We start from the raw sequence: 13569 nt of genomic DNA, 5'->3' as shown, positions 1-13569 counted from the left end.
GTTGTTAAAAAGATATAAATCGAGTACTTCAGTACGATAGGTACGATTAAATCGTTCAATATAGCCATTTTGATAAGGGCTACCGGGCTAGATATAATCAATGGTTATATCATGTGATTTAGCCCAATTTATGAAGGTTTTTCCTGTAAATTCTGGTCCATTATCGACGCGTATTTTTAATGGATAGCCATGATATTCAGCCAGTTTATCTAAGTAACGGGTAACTCTCCCTGCTGGTAAGCTTACTGCAATATCAATACCTAACGCCTCACGATTAAAGTCATCGATGACATTGAATGTCCTAAATCGACGTTGATTACGACTACTGTCACTCATAAAATCCATTGACCAACATTCACCTTGTTTATTGGGGACTAATAACCTTTCCGGGCATCGTGGAGGAATGCGTTTTTTACGCTTTACCCTGAGATTAAGCTTTAATTCACAATACACCCGATATACCCGTTTATGATTCCATTGATAGCCGAGCTTTCTGATACGATTAAAACATTTAGGAAAGCCCCAGCGTAAATGCCGGTCTGTGATAGCATTCAACACCGAAACAATCACCGAATCATCCTGTAACTTAGCTTGATAATAGTAAGCACAACGGCTTAAACCAACAATGGCACAACTCATAGCAATAGTAACTGAATGATTTTGTTGTAGTTGCTGTGCCCACGTTTTACGTGCCCCTGTTGGCACTAAAGCTTTTTTATGATTTCTTCCTGAAGCTGGGATTTTAAGCTCAGTTCGGCAAACATCTGCTTAAGCTTGCAGTTTTCAGCCTCCAGCTCCTTTAAGCGTTTAATATCCGACGTTTCCATACCGCCGTATTTTTCTCGCCACTTATAGAAAGTTGAATTACCCATGCCATATTTGCGACAGAGTTCCTTGACAGGAATACCTGCTTCAGCTTCTTTTAAAATAGCGACGATTTGATGTTCAGTCATTTTTTTCATAATTAAATCCTCTTTTACTTTTATCATAGAGAATTTTCTACTTTTTTGCTGTACTATTTTAGGGGATAGTTACAAAATACCTCCATACACTAATTCACAAAATGCATTTTTGTATCTTATTGAAATTGATATTTTATTACCATCAGGTGAAATCGATAGTAAAGATTTACTTTCAAAATTGCTTACAAAAAAAATGTTAGCTTTTCGTTAAATAATGAATATAAAAAAAATATGATTTATTTATGAAAATTCAACCACGATGGTTAAATTTGACTGAATCTTATTTTCAGTTTATCTTTAATAAACATAAAGATAAATCTGGAATAGAGTTAGAAAGAGCTTTAAAATTAGAAATTAAAAATGATTTTAAATTTTTAAAAAATAAACCCAGATGGCTCCAATCTCCAGCATGGCCAACAGTAGAAAATAAACCGTTATTTTTTATAGGCCAATTGGATATAACCGAAATTAGGCATGATATTTCTTACTTATATATATTTTTAGATGAAAAAAATAATACATATATGACTTTTGAACAATCAACATAAGTAATCATTGACTGACAATACTATTGTTGGGCTTTGCACATAATCAGATAAATACCTAATGAGCATTACAAGTATCGAAATGACGATATTAGACTGTTAATGCTACGAACCGCTGGTACGCATAGACAAAAGAAACAGTGAAGATGAAGAAATAGTCTACTTCCATACCGACCCAAATAGTGCGCCAGAGAAGCTAACCGATGCAAATAGTGACATCGTCTGGGAATGCAGCTTTCAGTTCTTGGGAAGCACATTCAGGCAATCGAGCACAGCTCAGTAGAGCCAAACCTCAGATATCAGGGATAGTATTAGGACAGAGAAACTGGCTTACATTACCATACTTTATCAAAAGCAGAAAACATTTCATGGAAAGGAGGATCCCCCTGATGATGCATTTGCACATTGGAAATATACAGACATCAGAACAATAGTAGCTAAATTAGATCCGCTAGATAAAGTGTTTTATACTATCATGCCATCGATATGATAAGGCAGGAAACTCTTTAAATATTAACGGTAACGTTGTTAATTTGGACAGGCTACACTAATTAGTACCAGTTTAATAAGGTCATTGTTATGATAACCAAAAAACAAAAGGAACCAACAATGACAAATTCCATTTCAAGAAGAGAAAAACGCAGTTTTAGTAATGAATTTAAAAAACAGAGGGTAATGTTATACCAAAATGGCAAAAAACGAGCGGATATTGTCACCGAATACGACCTGACTAAATCCGCATTAGATAAGTGGATTAAGCAATATCAAACCACTGGTGAGTTTACAGCTCAAGCTAATCGTCGTGCTCAAGAAAATGAGCTCATAGCCCTACGTAAAGAGAATAAGCGATTGTTAATGGAGAATGACATCCTAAAGCAAGCGGCGTTGATAATAGGACGAAAATCAAATTAATCACCGAGAATCAACATCGATATAGTTTACGTGCGTTATGTCGATGTTTACAAGTGTCAAGAAATAGCTTCTATTATCAACTACAATTAACCAGTAAAAAAACAGACAAAGAGCTTAGTAAAAAAGTGAAAGCGGTATTTAACGATAACTATCAATCCTATGGAACAAGGCGACTACAAGTAGCGCTTAGAAAGAAAAGCATACTATTATCCCGTCGCCGAATTGGTCGAATCATGCAAGAAAACGGATGAGTATCAAAATATACCTGTAAAAAATATCGTGTTGATACAGAAAAAAGCAACGAATCAACAGTGAGTAATCAGCTTAATCGTGCGTTTACGGTAGGACAACAACGAAAAGTGTTTGTGACCGATTTAACTTATGTGAGAGTGAAACAACACTGGCATTACCTTTGTGTGATTATTGATGTAAGCAATCGAGAAATCGTGGGACGAAGTGCTGGAAAACATAAAAATGCTCAACTGGTTATGGATGCTATCAGCCAAATCCCTATTAACTTAAATTCAGTTGAGTTATTTCATTCAGATAGAGGAAAAGAATTTGATAATCATCTACTTGATGAATGTTTAAAGGAATTTGGCATTGAGCGTTCATTAAGCCATAAGGGATGCCCTTATGATAATGCCGTTGCTGAAGCAACATTTAAAGCGGTGAAAACTGAATTTGTATCAAACACGATTTTTGATTCACTTGAACAGCTCAGGCTACAATTTAATCACTATGTGGATTGGTTTAATTACAACAGGCTTCATTCGTCTTTAAATTACCAGTCACCCATTGAATATAAAATGAATCTATGACCTTATCTTTTTGGTACTAAAAAGTGTGGACATACCAATTCAAAGTCACTGGCTGATCATAAAAAAATAAGTTGTTAAAAAATGAATATACAACATATAGAAATAGCAGATTGTAATATTTTGGAGACTAAAATATTTTCTAATGAAATTAAGATATATTTTGAGTCAGTCTACGATCTAGAGAAAAAACAGTACATCAGTAATATTAGTTTGTCAGTTTTTAATTGGTCATTTTTCCAAGCAAACATTTTTATTGTCAATGATTTGAATAATAGTTTTGAACAAAAAAAGTTACTTAGACATGAATTAGAGTTTTTTGAATATATTCAGAAAATATTTATTGAAAAAAATAATCTTATATTACAGGGATACAGTAAAGAATCTGGATATTGGCTAGAGTATTGTTTCGTAGATAGTGATTTTTACTTAGAACCATATTTAACATAAAGATAGCAACATATATATTAGGTATAAAACCGGAAAAGTTAACCGATTCAAATAGCAAAATACTGAGAGTATGCCGCTACCAGCTCTGGAGTAAACGGATTCAGGAAATTGAGCACGGAATCAGTAGCGCAAAACCTTAGATATAATGGACAATATTTAGGTAGAGAAACCAGATTGCATTACAAAACTTTCAGATTCGGATGTAGGATATTGACTATGCCCGCCCCAATTGGATTAGTTGCTGGGTTTAAACTGTATGAGTATACGCCTAATGGGTTGACTTGGGTTGATCATTTAGGAATGAATGCTCACCATATAAGGCAAAAAGCAATTATGCAAAATCTTGTCAAAGGGTATGATCCCTGCTACTTTATTTCCCAGAGCTAGAACATAGGCTCCTTAAAAAAGATGAAGTTGAAATTGTTGCACGTAGTAAAATTAACTCTAAAACAGGAAAACAATTTAGTAGTATTAGAAAGTTATTAGCTAGAGATATACGTAAGCTAAGAAGGGGTTACCCACAAATACCCAATAGCGCTTTTCAGAAATTAATCGCCAAAAATAAAGAAATGTATCCAGAAATGAATAAAGCAAAACCTAATAGAAAAAGAGGTTGTTAAATGGGTAAAATAAGAAAAGATGAATTAGTAGTTACCTCACTCTTATCTGAACTTTTAGATGATGCACTTGAATATTATAAAATTCATTTAAGTGATTCAAGTGAATCTACAAACGTTAATGATCCTTTTGCAAGAGCAAGAAGTATTATCACAAAGCTATCAGATAAAGACCAAGAAAAGATTTTTAATTTTCTGCGTATAGTAATAGTAGATACAATGTCTGCGGTTTTTGGAACCATAGACGGTACACATTTCCCACCGAATATTAGTGGTGATTTCATGCTTGAGTATGATGGAGAAGAAATACAAGGTTCATTGCAAGATGAGCTAATTGCAAAAGCAGAAGAGATTGGTGTCTATGATTAATGAATTCATCATTAAAAAAAGTAAAAAATTTCTTTTACGATACCTCTAAACGACTGGTAAGCCAAAAACACAGTAGACAAGGTTACAACAATCCCATCCAATTAGAACATGAGGTATTTATGGCTTTAGATTTTATGGCATCAAATAATCAAAAGAAAATAGATGAAAACACACCGATATTTTCACTTGGAAAATCTGATCATGATTTATTATTCAATAATGCGATACCATTAAATCAATACCCAATAATAAAAAAATTTGATGATTACTATGCTGATACTACTATTTTATATGGAGAAATTCAGCCCTTAATAAAAGAATTAGAAAGCCTTATTAAAACAAAAAAGCTACAGCTTGAATCAATTATTCATTTTATTGATTTTCTGGAAAAATCATTTAATAATGGTTTAAATGTATATATATTCTGTGACTAAGCGACCTGATTAATACCTCAAAATCAAAATAAAGCGAGCTCTACAACCATACCTACTTCTTGTGAGATGGCTTAACAATAATTAAGAAAACCGGCCTGAATCATCCTACCAGCCTATATATCTATACCGACCAGAACAGCTACGAACCGCTAGCACGTATAGGCACAGACGGCAACCAAGAACAACATATCCGCTATTTCCACACCAATCTGCACGGCTGTCGGGAAGAACTTACCGATACAACAGAATCTCAGATATCAAGGACAATGTTTAGACAGTGAAACCAGTTTACATTACAATACTTTCAGGTACGATAATCTGGATATAGGACGCTTTACACAACTGGGTTTGATTGGACTGTTGGGTAGATTTAATCTGTATCAATATCCGCCAATCAAATCGTAGGGATTAATATGTAAAGCTCCAAATGGATATAAAAAAGGCGATGTAAACATACATGGTAACTTATCGCCTAATGCAAATAGAGCTTCAGGCCATAAAAACACTAGATCTGATGCATTCGTACAAAGCCATCATCCAATACAAGCTGCTTGGACTAAAAGAAATATAACTAGTTATCGAAGAAATGTTGCACCAGCGGCATTATTACAATCTTTTTCTGGTTTACTACATGCTAACATTAGTCATGCGCAAAGAACTAGAAACTCACTTAATGGAGAATGGAATACAACCTTAAAACAAGAATTCAATATAAGTTACAGAGAAATGCTTCACGCCGGTGTACCTAAAGCACAAGCAAAAAAGCGTTAAATGATTCTTACAAATATTTCGATAGCATTAGAAATGCTAATATAAATAATCCTTTTTTTGACTTATAGAATATTAATTGAATGGTAAATTTTTTATGGAAAAGAAATCAATTATAGAAATATTGTATACTCTTGAAAAAGAAATGAATATCAAATTTCCAAGTTTATATGTACGATTTTTGTCAGAAGAGGTTCAAGATAAAGAGCCGTATGAATTAACCACTGAAAAAGAAGAATATATATACATATATAACATATATGACATTCAAGAAAGAAATGATGTACATAGTATACAAAACATTGCACCCAATTATTTTTTAATAGGTCAAGATGGTGATGTAGGCTATTTTATATACGTCAAGAAAAATAATGAGTCTGATAATATATATAGTTTGGATTTAGGTGCTTTAGGCTCTTTAGAAATGAATAACGAGGCAACTGATATTTATCATTTAGGGAAATATATCGAATGACATATTTTTCAACACAAATAATACTAACCATATAATTTTATTATAGAATTAAGAATTACAACTAAAATATAATGTCTTGAAAAATGATTATGGAGAAGTGTCTTAACCGATAGAAAAGACCCTATCCTCAATTTTGTGTATTTGCCAGTTAGAGGTAACGGGTAATTTTGTCACCAAATTCTACAATAAACTGGCTCATTGCGCTTTTCCAGTTTTGGATCGGTATAGTTCATTTTTTGATGCTTGTCGGATAGCTAAATAAATCACATTTTTCACCGAATCATCCGTCGGGAAAACTTGCGTTTTTTGTAGCATGGCGAATGATGCTGTTCAGTGATTCTATGGCATTGATGGTGTAAATTGCCTTACAAATATTTTTCGAATAGGCTGTCAAATTATCCCAATGACATCGCCATAATTGACTTATGTAGCTATATTTTTCATCTCACACCGATTCAAGTGAGATAAAGCTTGTAAGGCTTACTCTTCGGTTCTAGCTTGATTAATTGCTTTAAAACCTTTAGCAATGCTTTATAGTATTTCCAACTAACAAGCTTTAAACTATTACCCACCCTATGCAAGGTACAGACACGGGATAAACGGTGTTAATTGCATCAGGAAAACTTTTTTAAACTATCAATACAAGTAATTAAAATATATTCCACTCCTCGATTCTTCAGTCCAGCTAAAACCGATAACCAAAACTTAGCCTTTTCATTTTCAGCTATCCAAGATCCTAATAGTTCTTTATTCCCCCCTCAGAGTTGATGGCTAAAGCTAGAAAAATCAATTTATTGATAATACAGCCACCTTGACTGACTTTGACCGCAATACAGCCTAAGTAAACAATGGGATAAAGCGTATCCAACGGTTTATTTTGCCACTCAATCACTTGCCTTTTAACCGTATCGCTCACCTTTGATATCAAGGCTAGAGAGATATCAACATCATATATCTGTTTAAAGTTTTTCAATTTCTCGTGCGGTCATGCCTTTGGCATACAGGAATAGAATTTGATGGTTGATTTTATCAATCTGAGTTTAATATTTTTTATTAACTATGGTTCAAATGAGCTTTCTTTATCCCGTGAGATGGATAGTTCTAACTCACCATCATCACTAATGGCTGTTTTTTTACTATAGCCTTACGATAATTACGACCTAACTTTTTATGATGTTTATCATACCCTAAGTGTTGGATTATTTCCGTATTTAACACTGCCTCAATGATGAGTTTATTTAAAAAGCAGGTTAATTTACCCAAATCGTCTTGAGTTTTTATGTTTTTAGCTAACTCAGTCGCTAACTCTTTTAATTTTTTTATCCATTTTTATTTACAGGGTCTATTTTTTATCTGTTACTGATATGTATTTAGGTTTTTTTCTACTTAAATTATCTAGTAAACTTTTATTGTCATCTTTCCACCAATATTCTTTATATATAGCTGGTTGTTTAAACTCATAAATACTAACTAAACCTAGTAAACCTGACGGGGAATCCGCCATAAAATCCCAACCATTTCTTTCGGCACAGTACATTTTTAATCTTTCGTCATACCAGATTTGGTACCCTTTTTTATTCAATATATTGAATACAGTGTTTGATATATTTGAATATTCAGATAATGCCGGCATAAAATCAACCCTATTTAATAATTTCAATAGCTTCATTAGGAATTTTCCCTTTGAAGAGTCTTTCAATTGCTCTTGTAACTGCTCCTCTAAAATAGTACAGTAAAAAAGTAGAAAATTCTCTATGATAAAAACAAAAGGGGGATTTAATTATAAAAAAATGACTGAACATCAAACCGTAGCTTTTTAAAAGAAGCTGAGGCTGGTTTTTCCAGTTAGAGAACTGTGCGGTAAATAGGACATGGATAATTCGGTTTTTTATCAATGATTAATGAACTCATTTCATTCCAACATCAATTCAACATCAACTTATCATCTTCAATCCGTTATTCTTCGGACTATCCGCTCTAGATATTACTATACAAATCAGAGCTCCATTAAATAAAATACCAAACGTAAAAAAGCCCAGCATCGCTGCTGAGCTTCACTAAATTTAAAAGTCTGGCGGCACCCTACTCTCACATGGGTAATACCCACACTACCATCGGCACTACGGCGTTTCACTTCTGAGTTCGGCATGGGGTCAGGTGGGACCACCGCGCTATTACCGCCAGACATATCCTGTCTTCTCTTCTCTCAATTACCATGTATTATCTCATATCCACAGCAATTGCTCAATCCGGAACAAACTGCTCTCTCATTTATTAAACAATTTAAAGTCAATCTCTCTAAATATATCAACTTCAATCATCCAATCGCGTAACTCCAAAACAACTCCGAGTTGTAAGGTTAAGACTCTCGGTTCATTAGTATCAGTTAGCTCAATGTATCACTACACTTACACACCTGACCTATCTACGTCTTAGTCTCAAACGGACCTTACTGAATCTCTTCAGGGAAAACTCATCTCAAGGCTAGTTTCGTACTTAGATGCTTTCAGCACTTATCTATTCCGCACGTAGCTACCGGGCAATGCAATTGGCATCACAACCCGAACACCAGCGGTGCGTTCACTTCGGTCCTCTCGTACTAGAAGCAAACCCTCTCAATTTTCCTACGCCCATGGCAGATAGGGACCGAACTGTCTCACGACGTTCTAAACCCAGCTCGCGTACCACTTTAAACGGCGAACAGCCGTACCCTTGGGACCTACTTCAGCCCCAGGATGTGATGAGCCGACATCGAGGTGCCAAACACCGCCGTCGATATGAACTCTTGGGCGGTATCAGCCTGTTATCCCCGGAGTACCTTTTATCCGTTGAGCGATGGCCCTTCCATTCAGAACCACCGGATCACTATGACCTACTTTCGTACCTGCTCGAGCCGTCACTCTCGCAGTCAAGCTAGCTTTTGCCATTGCACTAACCTCCTGATGTCCGACCAGGATTAGCTAACCTTCGTGCTCCTCCGTTACTCTTTGGGAGGAGACCGCCCCAGTCAAACTACCCACCAGACAGTGTCCCTTACCTCGATTCAGAAGTATAGGTTAGAACATCAAACATTAAAGGGTGGTATTTCAAGGTCGACTCCATGCATACTGGCGTGCATGCTTCTTTGCCTCCCACCTATCCTACACATTAAGGCTCAATGTTCACTGTCAAGCTATAGTAAAGGTTCACGGGGTCTTTCCGTCTTGCCACGGGTACACCGCATCTTCACGGCAATTTCAATTTCACTGAGTCTCGGGTGGAGACAGCCTGGCCATCATTACGCCATTCGTGCAGGTCGGAACTTACCCGACAAGGAATTTCGCTACCTTAGGACCGTTATAGTTACGGCCGCCGTTTACTGGGGCTTCGATCAAGAGCTTCTGCATAAGCATAACCCCATCAATTAACCTTCCAGCACCGGGCAGGCGTCACACCGTATACGTCCACTTTCGTGTTTGCACAGTGCTGTGTTTTTATTAAACAGTTGCAGCCAGCTGGTATCTTCGACTGATTTCACCTCCATCCGCATGGGACTTCAATTACCATCAGCGTGCCTTCTCCCGAAGTTACGGCACCATTTTGCCTAGTTCCTTCACCCGAGTTCTCTCAAGCGCCTGAGTATTCTCTACCTGACCACCTGTGTCGGTTTCGGGTACGATTGATTATAACCTGAAGCTTAGAGGATTTTCCTGGAAGCAGGGCATCAATTACTTCTGCACCTTAGTGCATCGTCATCACACCTCAGCGTCTCAGTGACCGGATTTGCCTAATCACACGCCTACATGCTTAACCCACCATCCAATAGGTGGTAAACCTAGCCTTCTTCGTCCCCCCATCGCAGTTATAACCAGTACGGGAATATTAACCCGTTTCCCATCAGATACGCCCTTCGGCCTCTCCTTAGGGGTCGACTCACCCTGCCCCGATTAACGTTGGACAGGAACCCTTGGTCTTCCGGCGAGCGGGCTTTTCACCCGCTTTATCGTTACTTATGTCAGCATTCGCACTTCTGATACCTCCAGCATGCCTCACAACACACCTTCTACGGCTTACAGAACGCTCCCCTACCCAATACACTTTCGTGCACTGCCGCAGCTTCGGTGCATAGTTTTAGCCCCGTTACATCTTCCGCGCAGGCCGACTCGACTAGTGAGCTATTACGCTTTCTTTAAATGATGGCTGCTTCTAAGCCAACATCCTAGCTGTCTAAGCCTTCCCACTTCGTTTCCCACTTAACTATGACTTCGGGACCTTAGCTGGCGGTCTGGGTTGTTTCCCTCTTCACGACGAACGTTAGCACCCGCCGTGTGTCTCCCATGATTCAACTTGTCAGTATTCGGAGTTTGCATCGGGTTGGTAAGCCGGGATGGCCCCCTAGCCGAAACAGTGCTCTACCCCCAACAGTCATTCATGAGGCGCTACCTAAATAGCTTTCGGGGAGAACCAGCTATCTCCCGGTTTGATTGGCCTTTCACCCCCAGCCACAGGTCATCCGCTAATTTTTCAACATTAGTCGGTTCGGTCCTCCAGTTAGTGTTAACCAACCTTCAACCTGCCCATGGCTAGATCACCGGGTTTCGGGTCTATACCCTGCAACTTAACGCACAGTTAATACTCGGTTTCCCTTCGGCTCCCCTATTCGGTTAACCTCGCTACAGAATATAAGTCGCTGACCCATTATACAAAAGGTACGCAGTCACTATTACCCAACGGTAACAGCTCCCACTGATTGTACGTACACGGTTTCAGGGTCTATTTCACTCCCCTCCCGGGGTTCTTTTCGCCTTTCCCTCACGGTACTGGTTCACTATCGGTCAATCAGGAGTATTTAGCCTTGGAGGATGGTCCCCCCTTCTTCAGACAGGATATCACGTGTCCCGCCCTACTCTATAAGCTTCCACATCATGCATTTTCATGTACGGGACTTTCACCCTCTATCGTGCGACTTTCCAGACGCTTCCACTAATACATCATGCTACCCGCTTGGGCTACTCCCCTTTCGCTCGCCGCTACTTAGGGAATCTCGGTTGATTTCTTTTCCTCGGGGTACTTAGATGTTTCAGTTCTCCCGGTTCGCCTCATATAACTATGAATTCATTATATGATAGTGTAGTCACCTACACTGGGTTTCCCCATTCGGACATCAACGGCTATAGCGCCTTTTATCGGCTCACCGTCGCTTTTCGCAGATTAACACGTCCTTCTTCGCCTCTGATTGCCTAGGCATCCACCGTGTACGCTTAATTTCTTAACCTTACAACTCACAGTTATCTTGGTTTTCAATTTACGCTTTTTTCTCTTTTTTACTTCAATACTTTTAATTTAATCAGCTTAACTCAATTTTTATCAAATATATCATTAAACCAAAAATAAAAGCTTTCCGTAAAAACGAGAACTCGTTTCTTTCAGCTTGTTCCTAATTGTTAAAGAGCTTTATCTTTCTATTCACTCAAACACTAAACCAAGTAAATACAAACATAATTTTTCATCATCGAATAGTAGAGGTACCTTTAATGGTGGAGCTAAGCGGGATCGAACCGCTGGCCTCCTGCGTGCAAGGCAGGCGCTCTCCCAGCTGAGCTATAGCCCCATTGTCTCACTTCATCAACCAATCAAACTAAAATCAGCTTAATAAGTAGAATTGGTGGGTCTGAGTGGACTTGAACCACCGACCTCACCCTTATCAGGGGTGCGCTCTAACCACCTGAGCTACAGACCCAATAAAGTGACTCTTTCTTCTAAACAAACAATCTGTGTGAACACTTACGAGCTCTTCGTAAGGAGGTGATCCAACCGCAGGTTCCCCTACGGTTACCTTGTTACGACTTCACCCCAGTCATGAACCACACCGTGGTAAACGCCCTCCCGAAGGTTAAGCTATCTACTTCTGGTGCAACCCACTCCCATGGTGTGACGGGCGGTGTGTACAAGGCCCGGGAACGTATTCACCGTGACATTCTGATTCACGATTACTAGCGATTCCGACTTCATGGAGTCGAGTTGCAGACTCCAATCCGGACTTAGACGTACTTTATGAGGTCCGCTTGCTCTCGCGAGGTCGCCTCCCTTTGTATACGCCATTGTAGCACGTGTGTAGCCCTGGTCGTAAGGGCCATGATGACTTGACGTCGTCCCCACCTTCCTCCGCTTTATCAACGGCAGTCTCCTTTGAGTTCCCGGCCAAACCGATGGCAACAAAGGATAAGGGTTGCGCTCGTTGCGGGACTTAACCCAACATTTCACAACACGAGCTGACGACAGCCATGCAGCACCTGTCTCACAGTTCCCGAAGGCACTCCCATATCTCTACAGGATTCTGTGGATGTCAAGACCAGGTAAGGTTCTTCGCGTTGCATCGAATTAAACCACATGCTCCACCGCTTGTGCGGGCCCCCGTCAATTCATTTGAGTTTTAACCTTGCGGCCGTACTCCCCAGGCGGTCGATTTATCGCGTTAGCTTCGGAGCCCATCACTCTAGGCAACAAACTCCAAATCGACATCGTTTACAGCGTGGACTACCAGGGTATCTAATCCTGTTTGCTCCCCACGCTTTCGCATCTCAGCGTCAGTATCTGTCCAGAAGGCCGCCTTCGCCACCGGTATTCCTCCACATCTCTACGCATTTCACCGCTACACGTGGAATTCTACCTTCCTCTACAATACTCTAGTTAACCAGTTTTAAGTGCAATTCCTAGGTTGAGCCCAGGGCTTTCACACCTAACTTAATTATCCGCCTACATGCCCTTTACGCCCAGTCATTCCGATTAACGCTCGCACCCTCCGTATTACCGCGGCTGCTGGCACGGAGTTAGCCGGTGCTTCTTCTGTAATTAACGTCAATTGTTGCACCTATTAGATACAACACCTTCCTCATCACCGAAAGTACTTTACAACCCGAAGGCCTTCTTCATACACGCGGCATGGCTGCATCAGGGTTCCCCCCATTGTGCAATATTCCCCACTGCTGCCTCCCGTAGGAGTCTGGACCGTGTCTCAGTTCCAGTGTGGCTGGCCATCCTCTCAGACCAGCTAGAGATCGTCGCCTAGGTGAGCCTTTACCCCACCTACTAGCTAATCCCATATGGGTTCATCAAATGGCGCATGGCCCAAAGGTCCCATGCTTTGGTCTCTCAACTTTATGCGGTATTAGCAGTCGTTTCCAACTGTTGTCCCCCTCCATTCGGCAGATCCCCATACTTTACTCACCCGTCCGCCACT

At 39.4% G+C, this 13569-nt stretch carries 11 protein-coding genes, 2 tRNA genes, 3 rRNA genes and 3 pseudogenes; 9 read left to right on the top strand and 10 right to left on the bottom strand.

Translation table 11 applies throughout. From position 1 onward, the window contains the following. The 3 genes and pseudogenes from A9G40_RS15730 to A9G40_RS04050 form a co-directional block, all read right to left on the bottom strand. Positions 1 to 75, bottom strand: a pseudogene (locus A9G40_RS15730) (integrase core domain-containing protein); the annotation flags it as partial. A gap of 12 nt (positions 76 to 87) precedes the next feature. Beyond that, positions 88 to 705 carry a DDE-type integrase/transposase/recombinase gene (locus A9G40_RS04055; RefSeq protein ID WP_065582013.1) on the bottom strand — a complete coding sequence of 206 codons (618 nt, stop codon included), beginning with the start codon at positions 703 to 705 and terminating at the stop codon, positions 88 to 90. Continuing rightward, entirely contained in the window at positions 705 to 962 is a 258-nt protein-coding gene (locus A9G40_RS04050; RefSeq protein ID WP_176700436.1) for a transposase, read from the bottom strand. The genes A9G40_RS04055 and A9G40_RS04050 overlap by 1 nt, the downstream gene beginning before the upstream one ends. 242 nt (positions 963 to 1204) lie before the next feature. Between A9G40_RS04050 and A9G40_RS04045 the strand changes: the two genes are divergently transcribed. The 9 genes and pseudogenes from A9G40_RS04045 (at position 1205) to A9G40_RS04010 (ending at position 6350) form a co-directional block, all read left to right on the top strand. Further along, complete coding sequence (locus A9G40_RS04045; RefSeq protein WP_065582012.1) at positions 1205 to 1510, top strand: hypothetical protein; 306 nt, start codon at positions 1205 to 1207, stop codon at positions 1508 to 1510. 618 nt (positions 1511 to 2128) lie between these two features. Beyond that, positions 2129 to 3240: pseudogene (locus A9G40_RS14580) on the top strand (IS3 family transposase). An 81-nt stretch (positions 3241 to 3321) separates the two neighbouring features. After that, positions 3322 to 3687, top strand: a complete 366-nt coding sequence (locus tag A9G40_RS04025) for a hypothetical protein (RefSeq protein WP_065582010.1) — start codon at positions 3322 to 3324, stop codon at positions 3685 to 3687. 108 nt (positions 3688 to 3795) lie between these two features. After that, the gene (locus A9G40_RS14575) at positions 3796 to 4074 is read left to right on the top strand and encodes an RHS repeat-associated core domain-containing protein (RefSeq protein ID WP_141675184.1); all 279 of its coding nucleotides are present in this window, start codon (positions 3796 to 3798) and stop codon (positions 4072 to 4074) included. A 233-nt stretch (positions 4075 to 4307) separates the two neighbouring features. Then, positions 4308 to 4673, top strand: a complete 366-nt coding sequence (locus tag A9G40_RS04020) for a hypothetical protein (RefSeq protein WP_065579970.1) — start codon at positions 4308 to 4310, stop codon at positions 4671 to 4673. Next, entirely contained in the window at positions 4673 to 5107 is a 435-nt protein-coding gene (locus tag A9G40_RS04015) for a hypothetical protein (RefSeq protein ID WP_065582009.1), read from the top strand. Before A9G40_RS04020 ends, A9G40_RS04015 begins: the two co-directional genes overlap by 1 nt. Positions 5108 to 5293: 186 nt before the next feature. Continuing rightward, a complete protein-coding gene (locus A9G40_RS15725; protein WP_218057936.1) occupies positions 5294 to 5512 on the top strand; it encodes an RHS repeat-associated core domain-containing protein in 219 nt (72 codons plus the stop codon). A gap of 6 nt (positions 5513 to 5518) precedes the next feature. Beyond that, complete coding sequence (locus tag A9G40_RS15720; RefSeq protein ID WP_218057935.1) at positions 5519 to 5878, top strand: hypothetical protein; 360 nt, start codon at positions 5519 to 5521, stop codon at positions 5876 to 5878. A gap of 94 nt (positions 5879 to 5972) precedes the next feature. Beyond that, a complete protein-coding gene (locus tag A9G40_RS04010) occupies positions 5973 to 6350 on the top strand; it encodes an SMI1/KNR4 family protein (RefSeq protein WP_065582008.1) in 378 nt (125 codons plus the stop codon). Between the two features lie 148 nt (positions 6351 to 6498). Here A9G40_RS04010 and A9G40_RS04005 read toward each other — a convergent pair. From A9G40_RS04005 to A9G40_RS03970, 7 genes and pseudogenes are all read right to left on the bottom strand, one after another. Next, positions 6499 to 7673: pseudogene (locus A9G40_RS04005) on the bottom strand (IS256 family transposase). A gap of 19 nt (positions 7674 to 7692) precedes the next feature. Continuing rightward, entirely contained in the window at positions 7693 to 8019 is a 327-nt protein-coding gene (locus tag A9G40_RS04000) for a hypothetical protein (RefSeq protein WP_218057934.1), read from the bottom strand. Positions 8020 to 8419: 400 nt separating this feature from the next. After that, positions 8420 to 8535, bottom strand: a 5S ribosomal RNA gene (gene rrf, locus A9G40_RS03990). A gap of 170 nt (positions 8536 to 8705) precedes the next feature. Further along, a 23S ribosomal RNA gene (locus A9G40_RS03985) occupies positions 8706 to 11604 on the bottom strand. A 260-nt stretch (positions 11605 to 11864) separates the two neighbouring features. Then, positions 11865 to 11940: transfer RNA gene (locus tag A9G40_RS03980), tRNA-Ala, on the bottom strand. Between the two features lie 52 nt (positions 11941 to 11992). Then, positions 11993 to 12069, bottom strand: a tRNA-Ile gene (locus A9G40_RS03975). 58 nt (positions 12070 to 12127) lie between these two features. Next, positions 12128 to 13569: ribosomal RNA gene (locus A9G40_RS03970) — 16S ribosomal RNA — on the bottom strand; the annotation flags it as partial.

This window comes from Gilliamella sp. Nev3-1 (genome assembly GCF_001690435.1).
Taxonomy (GTDB): Bacteria; Pseudomonadota; Gammaproteobacteria; order Enterobacterales; family Orbaceae; genus Gilliamella; species Gilliamella apicola_C.
Note: the sequence above shows the minus strand (reverse complement) of the source record. Positions and strands in the feature narration are given on the sequence as shown.

Bases quoted from the DNA above. Each gene is read 5' to 3' on its own strand.
- A9G40_RS04050 (WP_176700436.1), bottom strand. From the start codon at position 962: ATGAAAAAAATGACTGAACATCAAATCGTCGCTATTTTAAAAGAAGCT.
- A9G40_RS04000 (WP_218057934.1), bottom strand. From the start codon at position 8,019: ATGAAGCTATTGAAATTATTAAATAGGGTTGATTTTATGCCGGCATTA.
- A9G40_RS04020 (WP_065579970.1), top strand. From the start codon at position 4,308: ATGGGTAAAATAAGAAAAGATGAATTAGTAGTTACCTCACTCTTATCT.
- A9G40_RS04045 (WP_065582012.1), top strand. From the start codon at position 1,205: ATGAAAATTCAACCACGATGGTTAAATTTGACTGAATCTTATTTTCAG.
- A9G40_RS04015 (WP_065582009.1), top strand. From the start codon at position 4,673: ATGAATTCATCATTAAAAAAAGTAAAAAATTTCTTTTACGATACCTCT.
- A9G40_RS04010 (WP_065582008.1), top strand. From the start codon at position 5,973: ATGGAAAAGAAATCAATTATAGAAATATTGTATACTCTTGAAAAAGAA.
- A9G40_RS04025 (WP_065582010.1), top strand. From the start codon at position 3,322: ATGAATATACAACATATAGAAATAGCAGATTGTAATATTTTGGAGACT.